Source organism: Bacillus sp. EKM501B (assembly GCF_011800505.1).
GTDB lineage: Bacteria > Bacillota > Bacilli > Bacillales > Bacillaceae_G > Bacillus_A > Bacillus_A cereus.
In genome coordinates this window covers 24,643-43,166 of record NZ_JAALFZ010000028.1, presented here as the reverse complement: position 1 = coordinate 43,166, position 18,524 = coordinate 24,643, and the positions used below count along the sequence as shown (strand labels likewise).

The following is an 18,524-nucleotide window of genomic DNA, read 5'->3' as shown; positions in this document are numbered from 1 at the left end:
CCTACACCCCATACTCCTGTTGTACTGTATATGGAATATCCGTTTTCCAGTCTATGCATATTTCAATTAAGGACAGTTTCCCCTGTTTACATTGCTCTTTAGCTTCACAAATAGCATTTTTGAATTCTTCTTCATTAGTTGGAGAGTAAAAAGCTCCTTGAAGAGATTGAATCGCATGAGCCCATTGATGCTCTCTAAAATCACATCCAATAGAAACATTCATTTTTTGTTGATTAAATCGCGGCCACGAATAGCCTCCATTATTAATAACGATATAAATCATACCCAAACCCAGCTCGTATGCTGCATCTAATGCCCCTTTTCCCATTTCAAATGAGCCATCTCCAATAAACGTAATAATGGTGGATTCAGGCTGAGCTAATTTAGCTCCGATGCTTGCCCCCATTGGCACACCAAGGGCAGTTTGTTCGCCAGGTACAAGAGTTCTTCCCAATTGATTAATAAAAATAGGATAGGAATAGCCCCATATATCATGAAGTCCGTTATCCTGAACCAAAATGTTATTTCCTTCCATGTTCTGTGACAATATATGATAAGCAGCTCTGACAGGGTGCTTTGAAAAATCAGATTTAGTCCATTCGCTAGTGAGCTGATATTTGACCCGCCTCTGTCTCTCTAGCCATGGATGTCGCTTCGATCCTTCATTCTCCTCATGTTCCAGCAGCTGCTGCACAGTTAAGGAAACGTCACCTAAGATGCTCACATCTTCATCAACGGACTTTCTCAAACTTTGGTAATCACAATCGATATGTATAAACAAATTTTCATCTGCAATATCTTTCCAACCCATTAAAGCTGTTTCTTCAAGTTGCGTGCCAAAAGCCAGAAAGACATCCCCTTCCCTCAATAATTCCTTTGCTTCTGGCAAAGCATAAAGACCTATATTGCCAAATACATGTGGATGCTGCTCATTCACAATCCCCCTACCAGAAGCAGTGGTAAACACGGCGGCCTGAAATTTTTCAGCCAAGGTCAAAAGAGATTGACCTAACAAAGAATTATTTTGACAACCTCCTCCTGCGATAAACACCGGTCGTTTTGATCTCGTTAAGATCTCTGCAGTCAAGCTTATCTGTTGTGGATGTGGGCACATGACAATCGGCTCTTTTTGAATCAATGAAGAGGGCTGCTCATACCGCTGTTGCTCCAGATCATTTGGTATTTCTAAATAAACCGGTCCAGGCTTTCCATTTATAGCCATATGTACCGCTCTTTTTAGCGCCCACTCTGCTTGATCTTCGTGTTCAACCCTATACTGCCATTTTGTGATAGCTTTCATCAATTCGATACTGTTGAGTTCTTGAAAAGCTCCTGTTCCAATGGATGTTCTCGATGTCCCTGCAGAAATGATAATCAGAGGAACACACGCAGAAAAAGACTCCAACACTGCCGTTAATCCATTCACAAGTCCTGGACCGGGGCTTGTCGCATAAACGACCGGTTTACCTGAGGCTTGAGAATACCCCATAGCCATACTTGCTGCAATTCTTTGGTCTTTCGATGTATACACATCCATATTGGCTAAGTGTGCAGATTCTAGAAGACCTTCGCCTTCTCCCACCATAGCAAAGACCTTTTTAATATTTGAATTTTTTAATAAATATGCATAAAAATCCCATATAGAAGTGAACAAAAACAACTCCCCCTAATTTTTAATTAACCTGCATTATATATTGATTAAATACTCGGTTGACTTCTTTAGAAATTAAAATTGGCCTGCTTTCCATGCAGTCGTTGTATTTCACATAACTTGCCTTTGGACCATAACCACCAAAAGGCTGATGGCCACATTCCATATCAAAAAGTGTTTTGTTAAGGGCAACTGTATAATGTTTTTTTAATGGCCCGATTAAATCTGTATTCCCAAAAACAGATACACCAAATGACGATTCCAAGCGTTTTGCATCCATAAGCCAATTGAGTACCTCAGACGCATCATGATAGGAAACAACATTAAAAATCGGGGTAAAGTGCTCCTCATATCGCGGCATATCATCCATATCGGAAACCAAAACAGTAGGTTCAATCCAACTCTTATCTATATCCACTTGGCCTCCATATACAATTTTTTCTTGATAATCAGTAAGAAATATCTCAGCCTGCAGCACTAGCTCTTTATAATTACTGTTTTTGACCTTGTCACTCATTCGTCCAGACATTTTCATCTCATTTAACTGCTGCAACAAGCATTTGACGAACCTTTTTTTTTGACTTCTGTGGATAAAAAATAAATCCGGACACATGCAATCCTGACCAGAATTGAACACTCGAGCCTCTACAGCTTTTCCAGCAGCATATTCGATATCAGCTTCAGCGCCTATGAAAAAAGGATTTAAGCCGGAACCAAAAAATAGAAAGAGCGCGCCAGGATAGTCCTTTTGAACAGATAGGCTATTATGATAATTACCTGTAAATACTACCACTTCTGCATCAGATGTTTTCTTTTTAAATTCTGCATATCCAATAGGTTCAATTTTTACATTCAAATTAGAATATTTATTAAAAAAATTATGAATTTTTAACGTAGTAGAATGAGATAATGTGGACGGTCTTAAGAAAATACTTTTACAGTAATAGCTTGGAATAATTGCATATAACATATAAGAATATAGAATAGAGTTAGTTGGATAGAAGATTGCTACTTTTTCAACTATATCTCTTTTCATATATTTCAGTTCCTTTGTTGCTTGCTCCAGAACATTAATGCTAGAACTAATTTCATACTCAGCACTTTCAATCGTGCTGACTTCCATAAGGATTGATCTTAATTCATCTTTATACTTTTTCATGTTACATATAATAAAGCTCAGCTCTTCAAAAAACACATGATCCATAAGTATTTATACCTGCCCTTCGTTAGATTTTATAAGAATATACAGACATTAAATAGTAATAAATTTATGCTTTTAGGCTTGATACTAGACTAAAAGGCAGCCCTATATTGTTTTACTAAAAAATATAACAATAATGTGGTGTTTATATGGAAAAAGCAAATGGAAAATGTCATAATGCAACATAAAAAAGAAACAGTAAAGTATATTCTAGAGAACAATAAACCCGTGGCACAATTAATTCGAGAAACTGGATTAATTGTGAATCCCTTATATAGTTGAATTAAAAAGAATAGCGAACAACTTGAAGTAAATTTCTACCTCAGGTACTGAACTAAGAGCATTACAAAAGTAATTAAATAATCTCGAAGAGGAAAATAGAATTCTAAAAAAGGCGATGCACTAATTCTGACATAGTACTCGATTAATTTAGAATTTATTCACCATCATCGCTCCCAATATTGAGTGAAGAAGATCTGCAAAGTCTGAGAATTTCTAAATGTATTTATTCCAAATGGCTATACCGACCAAAAACTTATGCGCAAAACATTTCAAGCCCCCAAGAATTCAACCAAATATATAGAAATATCAAAATTGAAAAAGAACAAGTGAGTATAGTATTCAGTATGCTTCCAGTGATTATCAAAACTATTAAAACAATATAAATTGATAGGCAACTTGAACCGCAAAAGAAACTATTACAATTAATGCTTGTATCACATACCTTCACCGCATTCTTAATCAAGAACTTGTTTATCAAACGAAGTATAAAACAATGAGTAAAGTAAAAAATCACTTTTTGAGTATATTGTATTCTTCTATAATTCAAAGAGAATCAACTCAGTATTTGGCAATCACACACCAATTGAATATGCAAAATGTATAGTCAGTTTTTCGTGATATAGAATTCCCTTCATAAAAAAGTTTAAAAATGGCATTTCTTTAAACTTTTTTATAAATGCCGTTAAGCGAAACAACGGTAGAATATCTGTGTTATCTCATTTTTATTATAACTAACTATAGAACCACCTTCCTCTACTTCAATAGAGTCTCCTTTTTGAAAACCAACGTACATACTAACGTTTAATAATTCAATTTCTACAGTTTGCTCTATCTATTTTCTACTTTTGTAATTTTTGATACTAATTCTTTTTGCTTTGAGAAACTATTAAATTATAGATTTTCATTTTAAGAATTAAGATTTTGAATTTCATCAATTCTGATAATTCATCTTTCAATAGTAGAAAATCCTACTCAGAATTTATACCTTGACTCAATACATTTTTATACGGGGTATTATTCAATGTATCGTTTGATTATACAGATACACCATTCATGACACCAACGATAGTTTCTAACATAGTTCCCAAATAATTTACTTCATTTTTCAATTCAGAGTTACTACATCACTATTTTTCCATATTATTACTTCAGCTCCATTAAATTAGCATATGTAGGTAATTTTGTAAACGAATTAATTGGAAATGAAGATTGAGAAACTTTTTCTAAACATCACATTTGTTTATATACATAATGACTTTATTTCAAAGCTAGATTTATGACACTATACAACTTTTTTATGATGTAATTTAAATAATGTTAGCAATCTTGTATCCCATTTATAATAGAAAACTACAAGACTATTAAATTATTTAACACTTATTATGAAATCTTTCGCAATATACTCTAAAATACCGGATGTATAAGTAATTCTGCCACTCTCACTTCTGTACAATGCTGTACGTTAAACCAACTTATAATTTTATCTTTAACCGTAGCTGCCCTTTTTCGATTAGCTAGAATGCCCCGCTGTAGATATTTATTTAATAATGCTAGATTAAATCGTGTATTTTCCTTAATAAGATGCTGCTTTGTAATTTCTTAATAACATGATTTATCTATTTCTTTCATGATACATAGCACAAGTAAACGTAATATTTTCAAGTAAACCTTCACTTGTTAATAACCTAAAAGAATTAGACATCTAACAAATTAAACATAAAAAGATCATTATAATTCCTTCATCGCGATCTCCTTTAATTTTTCAACAATACGCTCTAATTCATCTACATCTTTTGATGTAAGTTTGCTGTAAATTTTATCTGAGACTTGCTGTTTTACATAATCTTGCTTTGAAAAATACTCCACTCCTTTTTCATCTAACGTTATAAATATTTCACGTCGATTTTGTAGATTAATTTCTCGTTTGATATATTGATTCTTTTCTAATTTTGCAATCAGTTGGCTAACTGCACTAGAGCTTATATTCATTTCCATCGCAATTTCGCCGACCGTACTGCGCTTAGCCACGTACACAATATCTAATACAACCGCCTGTTGTGTTGTAATACCGATATTTAAATATTGTTTATAATGTTTAAATATCAGACGGTCTATTGTATATGTAGCTTCATTAATACGCTTAACTTGTTCATATAAAGACAAAAAATCACCCGCTAATACGTTAGATAACTAATATATTAAGCAACTAATATGTTAGGTAACTAATATGTTAGCAGGTGACTTATAAACCGTCAATCTTTATTATTTCCCTTAAAAGAGTTTTATCATTTTTGTACCATATTTACTTATAATAATGGATTTTGGTGCAAATACATGAAAAAGATTACAAATGCTAGTAGATTCCTAATGGTATCGAAACCTATACTGTAAGTTCAAACTTTTAATGAATGAACACCTCCCACTTTTGGATAGACTAATCCTGCAAATCCATCTGTTCTTTTTTGATCATATGGATAACTTTGAAAATTCTGTTGAAAAGTTGTCTAACTGAGGCAACACTCTAGAAAAAGGCAAAAGGAGAATTATACATGTGATATTTTACTTATTCCCCGAAAGAACTCTCCTTCCTCAAGCGTGTGAAGGGCGTAACCCAACGATAGATGGGAGCTGAATTTCGTTTTGGCAAAGCCAAAAACTTTTGATAAACAAGCTATATGAAGTTCTTTAATAACTTGATATAAGAGGTTATAGGAAGAAAATAGAGTGCTAAAACTAAGCCATGTGGTTCCTTTGTAAAATATCAACCTTACCACAAGAGCGTCCATGCATTGGAAATCTAGGTGTAATACCCCGAAGTATCGCTCAGGGAATCGAAAGGTTAATTTCTTTGTAGAACTGAGAAGCTCCCACTTCAAGCTTTGCTAAGTGGCGAGTAGTTCACAACAGAACCTTCCTGACCATATCAATTAACTTTTTGATATGGTATTTCAATACCTTCATCGATAAATAAATGCTTCGCATCATCTACATAACTCATCGTATTACGTATCCAATAATATGACTCATCTATTTTAAAAAGTGGGACAGACAACTGATGTTCAAATGAAATCATAAATTGTACATCCTTTTTAATTGTAAATCTTGTGCCAAGTCCATCTGCTAATTCATAGCAACCCGTAATATCATCTTTAATAGTGAGCGGTAAAGTCATCACATATTTTGGTGCTTCTACAGCATATTGTATTCCCATTAAGTAATTCATAATTTCTTGTTCATATTGAGGAAACACTTCTTGATTCGTCGCTAACACAATTACTTCCCCTGTAGATATATTTATAAAAGCTTGTGCTGAGCAACCAAGCCATCCACCTGTATGACCAACCCACTCATTTTGAATGATAAAGCCATAACTATAATTATTAGTGACTTCTGTCGGTGTTAACATAAATTGAACAATCTCTTTGCTAATGTACTGCCCTTGCCAAAATGCTTTTAAAAACTTCGCTACCTCTGCGACTGTTGCATAAATACCACCGTCACCATATTGATCATTATATTTTTCGATTTCGTGTAAATATGGGTCATCAAGCACATTTTTATATTGTTGCTTCTCATAATTAAACGTTTGACCTTGCGCTACAGATTGCTTTATAGGTTGCGTGGTCATATGAGTAAGATTTAATGGCTCTGCAATATATTGTTGCAAATACGTTTCATACGATAAACCACTCACTTTTTCAATTATTTTGGCAAGTAAAACATAATTTGTATTACTATAAGACCAATGCTCATTTGATGTATTTTGTGGTAGCACTCCTTCGATAAATGTTTCAACACTTATTGTTAAATCGTCTGTGATATACTCTGGAATACCAGATGTGTGTGTAAGTAATTCTGCAACTGTTACTTCTGTAAAATATGGTACGTTAAACCAACATGTAATTTTATCTTCTAACTGTAGCTGTCCTTTTTCGATTAGCTGAAACGTCATTACCGCTGTAAACATTTTACTTAATGATGCTAGATTAAATTGTGTATTTTTGTTAATAAGGTGCTTCTTTTCGAGTTCTTGATAACCATGAAAATACTGCTTGATTTGACCGTTTTTTTCATAATAAACTGCACCGTTAAAAGCGATAGTTTCAAGTAAACCCCTCATACTTTAGCCCCCTAAACAAATTAGATATCTAACATATTAGGCATGAAGGGATTTTTATAATTCCTTCATCACAATCCCCCTTAATTTATCAACAATTCTTTCAAATTCGTCTAGCTCTTTTGATGAAAGTTTGCTGTAAATTTTATCTGCAATTTGCTGTTCTACATAATCTTGTTTCGAAAAATACTCTAATCCTTTTTCATCTAACGTTATATATATTTCACGTCGATTTTGAAGATTAATTTCCCTTTTAATATATTGATTCTTTTCCAATTTCGCTATTAATTGGCTAACTGCGCTGGAGCTTATATTCATTTCAATCGCAATTTCACCGACCGTAATACGTTTCGCTAAATATACAATATCTAATACAACTGCTTGTTGTGTTGTAATGCCAATATTTAAATATTGCTTGTAATGTTTATATATCAAACGGTTTATTGTATATTCAGCTTCATTAATGCGTTTAACTTGTTCATATAAAGACAAAAAATCACCCACTAACATGTTAGATACCTAATATATTATCAAGTGATTTGTTAAACGTCAATCATATGTCAACCTTTTTGCGTTTCTTTGCATGCGTGAGCCTATAGGGATAGGAAATGATTGAATACAAAGCGAAAACAACCGATCGTTTTATTGATTAGAATAGCTTGTGCTTAATTTGGATAGATACGAAACTTATAGGCTTTATTAATCATCAGTTAATTCACATCCATTTCGGTGTATGACTATTATGCACCAAACACACACTCGATAGATAGTGAAGTTACACTTTCTGTATGTCCAACAATTAAGATGGCTTCCTGCCATCCCTTGTTCGAAGCCAATAAGATTAACAAAGATGAAATTAGTTTAGAAAAAGATGGGAAAGATCCAATTGTATTTGGAGTAAATAAAGATGGTGATGAATATAAATTTAAGGCAACGACTTCAGCTATTAAAAAGAAATTTGAAGATTTGACTTTATCACCAAGTAAATAGCAAATGAAAAGTCAACAAAAAACTCTGTAATAATTTTAAAGAGTTTTTTGTTTGGAATTTATTTAAGTAATTTTTACGCTGATACATATTAGTAATATTGTTGGTTGGAAATAAATTTTCAAAACGATTAAACTTTATTTCAAATCCACACCTCTTTCGTCTTTTACCTCATTACTTGTAACAAAAGTATTACCCTATAAGAACATTGTAATTAAAAATAAGCACAAAAGAGATCCCTTTATACAAAGGAATCTAGTGGTTCAGCTTTTTTATAGACAGTTCGACTTTATTTCAATTTTACTTCTGCCTTTCTACTTCTAATTTGTTCCCATTACTATCTACCATTCTTAAAGAACCTGCTCTGAAAAACTCAACAGTATAATCTACTACTGCATTCATTTGTCTAGCATCTATCTTCTTACCGTCTTTAACAAATTCAGTAGGAATCATAGTTACTTGCTTCTTGTCTGCATTATATAACCACGTACCTGTCATATGGTTATCTTCATAAGAAGACTTACCAGTATCATCATAAGCCGTGAATGAATTATCTTCTCTAAGGTCTAAACCTTTATGAAACTCAGAACCTCTGTAACTACCCCACGTGCCAAATAACTCTTTACCGTCTGCGGATATTTGCACATTATCATCATCGGACTTAGAAGTTGAAGGAGTATCAGTTTTTATTCCTGTACCGAAACCAAGATCGTTTGCTTTTTTTACTGTAGCATCTTCAACTGGTTTGAAACCAGTTTTCCAATAACCATTACCTTCTCTGATTAAATCCATTGATTCTTTTGCTTTTGATTTATCTATGTCTTTAGCATTCGTTTTTGCCATTTTAGCCTGAATTGCATATGCCTTACTATAACAGTCTACCGCCTTTAATATTTCTTTATGTGAGTCTTGATACTCTTTAGGCGCTTTTATTTTATTAAACTTAGTAATAGTCTTTTGTAACTCAGCTTCTTCTTTTACTAACCCTTTTACTAATTCCTTTTCGTCCTTCGTTTTATCTAATGCTATCTCAGTTATAGAAGAAATTTTATTCATTAATTCAGAAGATAAACCCGTCATACGAACTGGATACTGCTCTTTTGATAACTTTTCCTTAGTTTCTGATTTAGACTCTACTTTTTCTTTTGGCTTTGCGTCTGTTTTATCGGTACCACAACCTGCCAATAGCATAAATGGTATCGCTAACGTTACTAGTTTCTTTGCTTTCACTATGCCCCATCCCCTTAGAAAAAATTGTATTTAATTAACATATTGTACCATAACATAATTTGTATAAATAAGATATAAAGTTATCTCATCATTAATTAAAATGTAGACTCTACATAAAAAAAGCACTTAAACATTAAATAGCTGTTCGAGTGCCTTATTTCTTCCCTATTTTTCATGTAAATTTAAAAAGAGTCTCCAATTAAAGCGAATGCTGCCCCTGCTGCTACATGAGTCGGTCCTCTCAAATATATCCTCCTTTCTATTATTCAAGCTTTATCTCAACAGTTGGCGAAAATATAATATCCTTTCACCCAGCGCTCTTTTAACCATCTCAGTTTATATTCCATGCTTGGTTTATAAGTTGCTGCAGAATCCATTAAGTTATATCTATCTAAAATCTCCAAACATCTAATAGGGTTTGTTAAAGTATTTAGAAATTCCAAGTCCTCGCTCTCGAGAGACTTCCATACAATTCCTTTAAAATTAATTGGCAGCAGTTCTAATATCATATCTCTATCCAAACATGATGTTTCTAAGAAATTTTGAAGATGCGAGAGAGATAAATAACTCCAGTTTGTACTTTGGTATTCTTCCCCTAAAAATGTATATCGATCTAAGTCATTACAATTTAATTCATAACTCTTTATTGCTTCTATTCCCCATTTCATCTTTTTCCCCCACAATCATTATTTCCGTACTCAACCAATAGTTATGTTCACAAATCCCTATTATTAAAAAAGATCCAAGCATCAGTAATACGCTCAGATCTCTGTTTAATAATTAGATTAAATAAAACTTTATTAGCCTCTTTTTAGAAAATTAAATATGCTCCCCATGATCCATAAATACTTCAATTGATTCTTGTTGTGGTACGTCTTTTACATTAGTAAAACCAAAAGTAAAAACGGTGGACAACATCATCATTAATAAGATAGCTTTTTTCATTTTAGCGCCCTTCTTTCTTTGCTTATTTTGTCTGCGTCTAAAGCAATGTGTAAATATTTGCTTGCCTTTTCATGATTTTTTGAATTGTAGAATTGGTCACCTAAAAGAGAAGCATATTCTTTTACCCACTCATATAATTCTTCTGCTTCAAAATAAGAAATACCTTCTATAACTAATTTCTCAAATTCTTCGAGTGGTGCTTTATTATGTAATGCCCTTAAGATTTCGAAATGATGACGATAACCTACATCACTAAGCTTATAACCTTGTTCAATATATTCATTAGCAATAGTATGCTTTCCTAGCTTGAAATGTTCTCTCGCTAAAAGAAACATAGTTTTAAAGTTATTCTCTAATGAATTCTCTAAATGTTTAACTGCTAACTCTGGCATATTTTGACTTGCATATAAAAGTCCTAAATTATGCTTAACGCGTTTAATTAGAATTTCATCACCTGATTTTTTGAAAGTGTCTAATGCTGAAAGTAAATATTCTTCTGCACTTTCAAATTCATTTAGTCGTATGTTTGCCATTCCTAAAGTATTTAAACATGCTGCTATTTTCAGTTCATATCCTGCGTTATTTATAAATATTTCATTTGCCTTCATAGCATATTGAATTGCTAGAATTGGTTTCATTATATGGTAGTAGTAAACAGCAACCCAATAATTAAATTCTGCTTTTTCAATTTCATCATGCATGTAATCTAGAAGCTTTTCAGCTTCTTCAAAATGAACCCTTGCTTCACTATTGTTTGCCGTATTGATGGCGTAAATAGCTTTAAATAAATGATAATAGTACTCTAAAAATGTTTCATTTTCGTCTGGTAAAGGTTCAACTTTGTCTAAAATATCTTTCGAACCCTTCGTATCACGAATTAGAAGGCTGTACCGCGCATTTAGTAAAGCGTAATACATTAATATTGTTTGATCTTCCTTGATATAATTAATTTTACTTTCAATATCTTCTTTTATCTTTTCGGACTGTAATACACGTTGTGCAATCATAGCTTGATACCAGTCATTTAATAATTTGGTGATTTTTTCGTTAGAAATGAGGTTAACACTCATCTGCTCCTACCCCCTTTTATCAAATATTATCACGGTATACTTGTATTTATAAATATATTCACAATATTTTAACTTGAGAAACTTATTTTTGAATATTCACAGAAGAAAATAAAGAAAGTAATTCAAGTTTTAGGTATCACTCTAGAATTAGTAGCTATTTTCAGATTTAGTTTCACTTCAAGCAACAAAATACTGAACATGGGAAAATATTTTAATACAAAAAGAGCCATTCTATCACAAATGGCTTCTTTCATTTCATATATTTTCTTTGCTGTGCCATTTCAGATACAAGTGCATTGATTGTAGAGATATATTCTCTTCCAATAGCCTTTAAGATGAAAGCCTGTTCTTTTGTAGGAAGTAGCTTGATTTTTACTGTTACAGTTTGTTATATTTTTCTACAACTAAATCCCTAAGAAGTCTGGCTCTTTTAAGACTTTTGTATTCGTCTAAAGTTATAACTCTTACAATTGACCACGAACCAAGCCACATCATTTTTCTGATATAACCACTCGGGATTTTAATTTGAGAAGTATCACATGCATTTCTCCCACACAGAACAAACAAGGCATTATTGTAGTCATCTCTATATTCTCTGTTGAATTTATGGTCTTTCATAAATTGTTCAAATCCGCAATTACTACATTTAATTTGCACCTTTCTCAGCTCCTTGTTTTTTGTTTTTCTACATATTTTTTAAAAGTTGCACTCGATACATTTCCTGCGGTAGATACAAAATAACTACATGCCCATAAACTTGGAAAATGTTTAGGGTAAGGAAATTCCTCTCTCAATTTTTGAAGTCACTCCCTTGATTTTTACCATAATATCAAAGGACTAATTGTTGGCAGCGTGTTTAAAAACATATGTGTATGGTCTTTGTTACACTCTAAAGCGACAATGATAATTTCTAATTCGTCGCATATTCCTTGTACCAACTCCCTAAATCACTCTTCTACATCTGTTCGGTATGATGCTACCTACTTTGTTCAAAGAAACCCGTTGTCCATTCTATCCCTTTCCCTTTTTAATTAAAAAGTTATCTGTTACTCTTTATTTTATATATACTTTTCTTTAACTTAGGCTTTTTATGTAACCTTACTTTGATTCCATTTATATCAAAATCCAACTTTTCTTTCTCTAAAGCCTCCATTTTCTGCTTATGTTCTTTTTCTATTCTATCTTTTTCTTCTTTTCTCTTAGTCGCTTTAGGACCAATTACGAATAGAATTAAGAAAATACTAACCATTACAATGAACGTAGTCACTAATACTCATCCTCCCTTACCAAAACCTCATACACCAAAAGCTTTTTAACTTATTAGATTTAAATTAGAAACCTAAAGGAGAATAAGTACTAGTATATATAGAAGGAATAAATATAGATGTTACCTTCACTATTCCTCTATCTCCTTATATAAACCAAAATTATAAATGGCGCAGTAAGGCCGGTACTAACAATGTCATTACAAATATAAAAATGGAACTATATCTCAAACTTGAACTCCATTTTCCATATTTGGGATGTTCAAATTTCTTATAAAGCATACCTAATGCTAAAGATATCAAAAACATTAATACAGCTGTTCCTAAAATTATAGAGGTAATTAAGCCCACCATATTACTCATAAAGGTTTGAAAATCAAAAGAACGTGTTGTCAACATTAACACTGGTAGAATCCTTATTAATAGTATGAGAATAAATGAACCTACTCCAAAATATATAGATCTTTTTTTCCACTTTATATGTTTAAACCACAAAGAAGCCCCAAAAACTAATAATGATATTAAAATTACTACAGAAAGAGTAAGGAAAATTACATCAAAAAATGCAGGCACACTCGCATGGACCGCAACATCTATTTTATCTCCCCCATCTTTTATTACATCGCTGCCGCCATTAAACAAAGAACCAAACCAGTCTGTAATCCAATCAGTCATCCAGGAAATATCGAATGGTAAATCTTCGTTTTTTGTTTGCGCAGGAGCAACTGAGTTGAAAATTTTCAAATTCTCCTCCCCCTTCATTAAAAATTACCCCCTTTACTTTAAGTATATAAATTTCCTTAACCAAAACTAAGAAAGTATTAAATCATCCTTGATTAAATAGAAGAACCACACTTATAGATAGAAATTTCATTTGTTACATTTGTACACTCGCTTTTTGATAACTATCCATTGCATTTAGCTTTATCCCTATTTTGGAATAAGTAAAAAAGTACCCATCCAATTGTGATACACATAATAATTGGATGAGTACTTCATTACACATTCTTTATTCTATTTTTATTGATATAGAAGAGGTTTATACATTTCATGGTGATACAAACTATAGTAACCAAGTGAACTACCCGCCACTTAACGTCCTAGCGGACTGTTTGAAGTAGGGGCTTCTCGGTTAGTCGTTACTTTTGGTAGCTAACGAATTCGTCCTAAGACAGCCGAGCTAACTCCCTTGTTCCAAGGGTTATTTTATTGCTATCTATGCTAACGCCAATAGGCGTATTGCTTCATTTTTGATATTGATAGCTGCGTTATAATCTCTATCGAGATTTACACCGCATATACAAGAATAGACTCGCTCAGACAATGACATATTTTTCACATTTCCACAACTGCTACATATTAAACTATTTGTCTATTTTCACAAGTTGTTTGCCTTGTTCGTGTAGTTTATAAGCTAAAAAAGAAGTGAACATACCTCAACTATTGTCAGCGACACTTTTTCCAAAATGAAGTGCTTGCGACATTCCTTTCATATTTAGATCTTCAATAGCTATAACATCAAAATGAGTAGCTAACTCTTTAGACTTATAATGAAGGAAGTTCTTACGTTGGTTCGCTACTTTTTCATGTAACTTAGCTACACGGATACGTTGTTTATTCCAACGAATAGAACCTTTTGTTCTTCTTGATAATACTCGTTGTGCCTTTGCTAATCGTTCTAACATTTCAAGATAGAACTTAGGATAATTGGCTCTCTCATCCTCAGAACTAACGTATAATCGATCCATCGCAAAGTCTAATTCCACAACTGTTTCTACTTCTTTTTGTACAATCTCTTTTTTGTATTTAGTCAAGATAGACACATAGTATTTACCAGTAGGTGTCATAGAAATCGTACATGACTTGATTACATGGTCTTGTGGTATTTCTTTATGCTGCTTGATACGTACCATTTTCAGTTTTGGCAATTTGATATGACTGTTAAACAACATAATATTTCCGTTCACTACATTCGTTGAATAAGACTTTCTGTCTTTTTTGCTTTTGAATGTTGGGAAGTCATTTTGACCACGAAAGAAATTTTTATAGGCAGTTTGCAAGTTTAGTTGAGCATTTGCCAATGCTAATGAATCAACTTCTTTTAACCACTGAAATTCTGCTTTGTATTTCGCAGGAGTGGGAAGCTTTTGTTTCTTGAGTTGTTTCTTATCATCTTTGTATTTTTCGTACACTTCTTTTCGTTCAGCTAACATTCTATTATACACGAAATGTACACAACCGAAGGTTTTACGCATAAGGTGTGCTTGTTCTTCTGTTGGATACAAATGGAATTTATATACTTTATTCTGCTTTGTCATATCATTTCACCTTGATTTTCAATATATTTTTTTACTACGTCTATTGATAAACCATCAGTAGTTAGTAAGCAAAAACTTCTTGACCAAAACATTTCTTTCCATAGTTTCTTTCTCACTTGTGGAAAGTCTCTCTTGATGAGACGAGAGCTTGCACTTTTATAAGCATTGATGAATTTTATCATTTCTGTATTAGTAGGTTACTTACTAGAGTCGGATACAGCGAATTTACCTCCTTGATCTGAAGGATTCACGTGGTAATAGCCACTGCTTTTTTAATAGAATATCGTTTATTTTAATCCATGAAAATGCCTTTATATTAGATTTTTTCCGAGCTTAGCGGGGAGAGATCCACCCTAGGGCAGTGTCTGATTAAAAGCTTGATAATGAAGGAGAAATACCAGCGCAGTGTCAATAACGCTAGTACCTTCTCTAACTCTCGTATTTTTTATCCCTCCATTGGAATGTTTAAAAGCATATTATCTATATCTTTTTGTGAACATTCATCTAAGTAATATACAACCTGACTATTCTCTTGTCTTTTATTCAATTTTTTACAAACAGTTTTCTGTTCTTTGTTATTTTCACTTGAAAACTTATCATTTGAATTATCAATTGAGTATCTTATTTCCTTCCCATCATAATTTAAAGTTTTTACAATTGGATCCCCCTCATCAGTATAAGAAACAATTTTCACCTTATCCGGTTTTTCAAGCTTTACATTTTCAACAAAAGACTTAAATTCATTCAGATTAACGATTTTTTCGTGTTTTAGTATTACATCCTTTTTTTCATCCACAAGGCTACTCTCTTTACTACAACCACTTATTAAAAAAATAGATAGAACTACAAAAACCAAAATATATTTTTTCATAGTATTCTCCTTAAATACAAAAAATTTTTAGAGTATTCATCGACAAAGTCGAAAATCCCACTAGGAATATTTTACCTTACAACAAATAGAAAACTAAAATTTTTAAATATTCTAATATATTTTTCTCAAGAACACCCCAGACATAATGTGATATTATTCTACATTATAGGAATTATTTTCCTTATTATTACATTATTAGGGAGGAATATTATGTTTGAGAAATGGAAAAAGAAAACGCTGTCAACTATCGTAGTTTTAGGAGGTGTTTCTACTTTATTTGTTTCCACACCATCAAGCCACGCAGATTATTGGGGATATAAAATGGATGGCGGCGTAGCAAATAAATCATATTGGGTATCCGAACTATCTCAACCACAAGCTTCTTATATCCATCAAGCAATGAGTGATTGGGTTCATACTGGACACATTTTAGCTACACCTATTGATTTCAAAAATACAACCAATAAAAGCTCAAGTAGTATGGATTTTCACACACAATCACAATATATTGACGGTGATGAAACGATAGCAGAAGCCTATATGTACAAAAACGGTGGTGAAGTTCTGCCTTGGAAAACAAATTGGAGTTGGACTGCCGTTAAAATAAATGATCTTCGTTTTAATGAATTAAGTGAATTTCATAGAAAAGGTGTAATGGCACATGAAATAGGACATTGTTTTGGACTAGCACATGATGGCCAACCTAACCGTCAAAGTATTATGAGACAGGGACCAAGTAATAGAGATGTTAATAGGGCTACTTACGATAATTTAATAGAGATTAATACTTTATATAGATAATGGAAAGGAAGTATAAAATATGAAAAAAGTTCTTATTGGAATTGGAACGCTAGGAATCCTAAGTGGACTATATGCTTTTTCTAATTATGAAATTAACGGAGAAAATCAAAAAAGTAATAACATTTTAGCCGAAACAAAACAGTCTGATAACAAAACAAAAAATACAAATACCACAATGGAAGTTAACTCACATGCAGATTTCAAAAAAACATATGATTCCGTTCAAGATTTAGTAAATAGTTCTGATATTATAATAGAAGGAAAAATCATTGAAACAAATTACTTCGATAAAGATCAAAGTACATTTACAAAATCAAAAGTACAAGTTACGAAAAGTTTTAACAATAAAGCCAAAACTGGAGATATCATACATGTACTAGAGCGCGGTGGGATAACGACTAAAGGGAAAATACATGAATATAATCCAGAAAAATTCGAAATATCGGAAAACGAAAAAAACACACCAGTACAAATTTCTTTTGATGGGGCACCAATTACGAAAAAAAATGAATCGGTTTTAATTTTTGGAGTTCAACAAAAACCAGGATTCTTTGGTTTTAATGAAACAATCTATTATCCTTTAAATTCTCACCAAGGCAAATTTAATATTGATAATAATACAGTAAAACGTTACTCTGATGATGAAAATTCTTCTGTAGCGAAAAAACAAAAAACGACTAACTTCCAAAAGACAAATAACGATAATTCTAGTAATTCCCTTAAAACATCACTAGAAAATATGGAACAACAAATTCAAGATAATTTACAAAACAAATAAAATAAGTATCTCTAACATAGCTCCATGACAGAGCCTCCGTTCTAATACAAAGGTTTTTCTTCGAAGCATACCTTTTGTTTTATTTTAATAGAAACTACCTGATTGACTAGAACAGGAACTGTCTCACCATGACTTAAAATTTTTTTATCCCTGTACATTGTGCGGGGATTTTTTTCATATAGAAAAGACACCCTAAAGTGCCTTCTGCCATTTTGAAGGGGTGTTTACTGGGCGTATATCTCGTTCCGCTTGATTATTATCAAATGGAATAGCGGGGTAGAGAAGGAATGCCAAAATCGAGTTTTGATATGTGCTCAATCGATTTAAGAGATTACGCACCAGACTTTGCTTCGGTCTTCCGCGGGCGTTCTTCTCTTTTGGGCGAATGGAATTCAATTCTTCTCCTTTTGCGAGAATCGTTTCATATTCTTGATGCAAGTTGACGAGTTTTTACGAAACTTACTACAACAATATAAGAATATTCGTACTATTTTGTGATTTATTGTAAAATAATATACATAGAAAGGTATTTTAGGGGAAATATAGAAAGAGTATGACTTTCAGCTTTTAAATGGCTAAAGCATATCCTTTTGTTATTTAAAGGGGGGTAAAGAAAAGAGTATGAAGGATTTAAAAAGAAAAAGTATTTATGTTTTATTAATAGTTATAGCAATTATGGGGTTAAGTGGTTGTGGTAAAGATCCATCAAATGATTTGCAATCTAAAAAGTGGAATGTCGTTGCTACCAATAGCGAATCATATACAGCAGAATTCGCTAAAAATACAGTTTCTTTCAAGATAGGAGCTTTCACAAGAGGGTTTACATATAAAATTAACAAAGATGAAATTAGTTTAGAAGAAGATGGGAAAGATCCAATTGTATTTGAAGGAAAAAAAGATGGTGATGAATATAAATTTAAGGCAACGACTTCAGCTATTAAAAAGAAATTTGGAGATTTGACGTTATCACCAAGTAAATAACAAATGAAAAACCGAGATAGAACTCTG

At 32.5% G+C, this 18,524-nt stretch carries 18 protein-coding genes and 6 pseudogenes; 6 read left to right on the top strand and 18 right to left on the bottom strand.

Annotated elements, in window-relative coordinates; all coding sequences use genetic code 11:
* Position 1: 1 nt before the first annotated feature.
* Both HFD78_RS27120 and HFD78_RS27115 read right to left on the bottom strand, forming a co-directional pair.
* Positions 2 to 1,654 carry a thiamine pyrophosphate-binding protein gene (locus HFD78_RS27120; RefSeq protein ID WP_000495214.1) on the bottom strand — a complete coding sequence of 551 codons (1,653 nt, stop codon included), beginning with the start codon at positions 1,652 to 1,654 and terminating at the stop codon, positions 2 to 4.
* Positions 1,655 to 1,673: 19 nt separating this feature from the next.
* Complete coding sequence (locus HFD78_RS27115; RefSeq protein ID WP_000350128.1) at positions 1,674 to 2,855, bottom strand: aldehyde dehydrogenase family protein; 1,182 nt, start codon at positions 2,853 to 2,855, stop codon at positions 1,674 to 1,676.
* Positions 2,856 to 3,647: 792 nt separating this feature from the next.
* Between HFD78_RS27115 and HFD78_RS30180 the strand changes: the two are divergent.
* Positions 3,648 to 3,752, top strand: a pseudogene (locus HFD78_RS30180) (hypothetical protein); the annotation flags it as partial.
* 1,110 nt (positions 3,753 to 4,862) lie between these two features.
* Here HFD78_RS30180 and HFD78_RS27105 read toward each other — a convergent pair.
* From HFD78_RS27105 to HFD78_RS27090, 4 genes and pseudogenes are all read right to left on the bottom strand, one after another.
* Positions 4,863 to 5,297, bottom strand: a complete 435-nt coding sequence (locus tag HFD78_RS27105; protein WP_000061084.1) for a MarR family winged helix-turn-helix transcriptional regulator — start codon at positions 5,295 to 5,297, stop codon at positions 4,863 to 4,865.
* A gap of 760 nt (positions 5,298 to 6,057) precedes the next feature.
* A complete protein-coding gene (locus HFD78_RS27100; protein ID WP_001214685.1) occupies positions 6,058 to 7,254 on the bottom strand; it encodes a serine hydrolase domain-containing protein in 1,197 nt (398 codons plus the stop codon).
* Between the two features lie 54 nt (positions 7,255 to 7,308).
* The gene (locus HFD78_RS27095; RefSeq protein WP_000061082.1) at positions 7,309 to 7,743 is read right to left on the bottom strand and encodes a MarR family winged helix-turn-helix transcriptional regulator; all 435 of its coding nucleotides are present in this window, start codon (positions 7,741 to 7,743) and stop codon (positions 7,309 to 7,311) included.
* 104 nt (positions 7,744 to 7,847) lie between these two features.
* Positions 7,848 to 7,958 (bottom strand): annotated as a pseudogene (locus tag HFD78_RS27090) (helix-turn-helix domain-containing protein); the annotation flags it as partial.
* Positions 7,959 to 8,073: 115 nt separating this feature from the next.
* Here HFD78_RS27090 and HFD78_RS27085 point away from each other — a divergent pair.
* Positions 8,074 to 8,241: a hypothetical protein gene (locus HFD78_RS27085; protein WP_000460997.1), complete on the top strand. Its 168-nt coding sequence runs from the start codon at positions 8,074 to 8,076 to the stop codon at positions 8,239 to 8,241.
* 297 nt (positions 8,242 to 8,538) lie between these two features.
* Here the strand turns inward: HFD78_RS27085 and HFD78_RS27080 are convergent, their stop codons facing one another.
* The 11 genes and pseudogenes from HFD78_RS27080 to HFD78_RS27035 form a co-directional block, all read right to left on the bottom strand.
* On the bottom strand, positions 8,539 to 9,468 hold the full coding sequence (locus HFD78_RS27080; protein ID WP_000644864.1) for a DUF3994 domain-containing protein: 930 nt from the start codon (positions 9,466 to 9,468) through the stop codon (positions 8,539 to 8,541).
* Between the two features lie 278 nt (positions 9,469 to 9,746).
* A complete protein-coding gene (locus HFD78_RS27075) occupies positions 9,747 to 10,136 on the bottom strand; it encodes a hypothetical protein (protein WP_000870990.1) in 390 nt (129 codons plus the stop codon).
* 151 nt (positions 10,137 to 10,287) lie between these two features.
* Positions 10,288 to 10,413 (bottom strand): hypothetical protein, encoded by a 126-nt coding sequence (locus HFD78_RS27070; protein WP_000709206.1) that lies wholly within the window; start codon positions 10,411 to 10,413, stop codon positions 10,288 to 10,290.
* Positions 10,410 to 11,483 carry a response regulator aspartate phosphatase gene (locus HFD78_RS27065; RefSeq protein WP_000115742.1) on the bottom strand — a complete coding sequence of 358 codons (1,074 nt, stop codon included), beginning with the start codon at positions 11,481 to 11,483 and terminating at the stop codon, positions 10,410 to 10,412. The genes HFD78_RS27070 and HFD78_RS27065 overlap by 4 nt, the downstream gene beginning before the upstream one ends.
* Positions 11,484 to 11,736: 253 nt before the next feature.
* Positions 11,737 to 11,853 (bottom strand): annotated as a pseudogene (locus HFD78_RS30175) (RNA-guided endonuclease TnpB family protein); the annotation flags it as partial.
* Positions 11,854 to 12,145: 292 nt separating this feature from the next.
* A pseudogene (tnpA, locus tag HFD78_RS27060) lies at positions 12,146 to 12,421 on the bottom strand (IS200/IS605 family transposase).
* Positions 12,422 to 12,522: 101 nt separating this feature from the next.
* Positions 12,523 to 12,750: a hypothetical protein gene (locus HFD78_RS27055; protein WP_000206464.1), complete on the bottom strand. Its 228-nt coding sequence runs from the start codon at positions 12,748 to 12,750 to the stop codon at positions 12,523 to 12,525.
* A 160-nt stretch (positions 12,751 to 12,910) separates the two neighbouring features.
* Positions 12,911 to 13,510, bottom strand: coding sequence for a hypothetical protein (locus HFD78_RS27050; protein WP_000675540.1), 600 nt, complete (start codon positions 13,508 to 13,510; stop codon positions 12,911 to 12,913).
* A 454-nt stretch (positions 13,511 to 13,964) separates the two neighbouring features.
* A pseudogene (locus HFD78_RS27045) lies at positions 13,965 to 15,066 on the bottom strand (RNA-guided endonuclease TnpB family protein).
* Positions 15,063 to 15,257 (bottom strand): annotated as a pseudogene (locus HFD78_RS27040) (transposase); the annotation flags it as partial. The pseudogenes HFD78_RS27045 and HFD78_RS27040, both read right to left, overlap by 4 nt.
* A gap of 254 nt (positions 15,258 to 15,511) precedes the next feature.
* Complete coding sequence (locus HFD78_RS27035; RefSeq protein WP_000760020.1) at positions 15,512 to 15,937, bottom strand: DUF4362 domain-containing protein; 426 nt, start codon at positions 15,935 to 15,937, stop codon at positions 15,512 to 15,514.
* A gap of 210 nt (positions 15,938 to 16,147) precedes the next feature.
* Between HFD78_RS27035 and HFD78_RS27030 the strand changes: the two genes are divergently transcribed.
* Positions 16,148 to 16,738: a matrixin family metalloprotease gene (locus tag HFD78_RS27030; protein ID WP_000462217.1), complete on the top strand. Its 591-nt coding sequence runs from the start codon at positions 16,148 to 16,150 to the stop codon at positions 16,736 to 16,738.
* Between the two features lie 19 nt (positions 16,739 to 16,757).
* Positions 16,758 to 17,516, top strand: a complete 759-nt coding sequence (locus tag HFD78_RS27025) for a hypothetical protein (RefSeq protein ID WP_000756632.1) — start codon at positions 16,758 to 16,760, stop codon at positions 17,514 to 17,516.
* Positions 17,517 to 17,708: 192 nt separating this feature from the next.
* Here the strand turns inward: HFD78_RS27025 and HFD78_RS27020 are convergent, their stop codons facing one another.
* The gene (locus tag HFD78_RS27020; protein WP_232293939.1) at positions 17,709 to 17,855 is read right to left on the bottom strand and encodes an IS66 family transposase; all 147 of its coding nucleotides are present in this window, start codon (positions 17,853 to 17,855) and stop codon (positions 17,709 to 17,711) included.
* Here HFD78_RS27020 and HFD78_RS29730 point away from each other — a divergent pair.
* Both HFD78_RS29730 and HFD78_RS27015 read left to right on the top strand, forming a co-directional pair.
* Positions 17,804 to 17,959, top strand: a complete 156-nt coding sequence (locus HFD78_RS29730; RefSeq protein ID WP_179863132.1) for a hypothetical protein — start codon at positions 17,804 to 17,806, stop codon at positions 17,957 to 17,959. The two genes, HFD78_RS27020 and HFD78_RS29730, sit on opposite strands and share 52 nt — an antisense overlap.
* A gap of 178 nt (positions 17,960 to 18,137) precedes the next feature.
* The gene (locus HFD78_RS27015) at positions 18,138 to 18,497 is read left to right on the top strand and encodes a hypothetical protein (protein WP_000653924.1); all 360 of its coding nucleotides are present in this window, start codon (positions 18,138 to 18,140) and stop codon (positions 18,495 to 18,497) included.
* Positions 18,498 to 18,524 lie beyond the last annotated feature (27 nt).

Bases quoted from the DNA above. Each gene is read 5' to 3' on its own strand.
- HFD78_RS27030 (WP_000462217.1), top strand. From the start codon at position 16,148: ATGTTTGAGAAATGGAAAAAGAAAACGCTGTCAACTATCGTAGTTTTA.
- HFD78_RS29730 (WP_179863132.1), top strand. From the start codon at position 17,804: ATGCCAAAATCGAGTTTTGATATGTGCTCAATCGATTTAAGAGATTAC.
- HFD78_RS27065 (WP_000115742.1), bottom strand. From the start codon at position 11,483: ATGAGTGTTAACCTCATTTCTAACGAAAAAATCACCAAATTATTAAAT.
- HFD78_RS27070 (WP_000709206.1), bottom strand. From the start codon at position 10,413: ATGAAAAAAGCTATCTTATTAATGATGATGTTGTCCACCGTTTTTACT.
- HFD78_RS27025 (WP_000756632.1), top strand. From the start codon at position 16,758: ATGAAAAAAGTTCTTATTGGAATTGGAACGCTAGGAATCCTAAGTGGA.
- HFD78_RS27035 (WP_000760020.1), bottom strand. From the start codon at position 15,937: ATGAAAAAATATATTTTGGTTTTTGTAGTTCTATCTATTTTTTTAATA.
- HFD78_RS27075 (WP_000870990.1), bottom strand. From the start codon at position 10,136: ATGAAATGGGGAATAGAAGCAATAAAGAGTTATGAATTAAATTGTAAT.
- HFD78_RS27050 (WP_000675540.1), bottom strand. From the start codon at position 13,510: ATGAAGGGGGAGGAGAATTTGAAAATTTTCAACTCAGTTGCTCCTGCG.
- HFD78_RS27115 (WP_000350128.1), bottom strand. From the start codon at position 2,855: ATGGATCATGTGTTTTTTGAAGAGCTGAGCTTTATTATATGTAACATG.
- HFD78_RS27100 (WP_001214685.1), bottom strand. From the start codon at position 7,254: ATGAGGGGTTTACTTGAAACTATCGCTTTTAACGGTGCAGTTTATTAT.
- HFD78_RS27015 (WP_000653924.1), top strand. From the start codon at position 18,138: ATGAAGGATTTAAAAAGAAAAAGTATTTATGTTTTATTAATAGTTATA.